Below are 255 nucleotides of genomic sequence, written 5' to 3'. Positions count from 1 at the left end.
CGGTGTCGGCGGCTGCCCGGCGCGCGGCGGCGGCGGACTCGGCCGGGTCGGCGGGCACCGGATTGGCCGCGACCTCGCGGGCGATGGCGGCCACCGTGGCGCGGATGGCCGCGCCCAACTTCGAGCCCGGCAGCGGTGCGGCGTGCGGGTCGGGGCCCACGATGTCGAGCCAGCGTTGCCCGAGCTCGAGCATGGCGGCGGTGTCGGCGTCGGCGACGGTGTGGGCCTCGCGCCAGATCGCGCGCAGCTTGGCGA

General features: G+C 78.8%; 1 pseudogene. It reads right to left on the bottom strand.

What is annotated here, in order from left to right:
• A pseudogene (locus IU450_RS41565) lies at positions 1-255 on the bottom strand (hypothetical protein); the annotation flags it as partial.

Source organism: Nocardia abscessus (genome assembly GCF_015477775.1).
Lineage (GTDB): Bacteria > Actinomycetota > Actinomycetes > Mycobacteriales > Mycobacteriaceae > Nocardia > Nocardia abscessus_A.
This window is presented reverse-complemented; position numbering and strand designations above follow the sequence as displayed.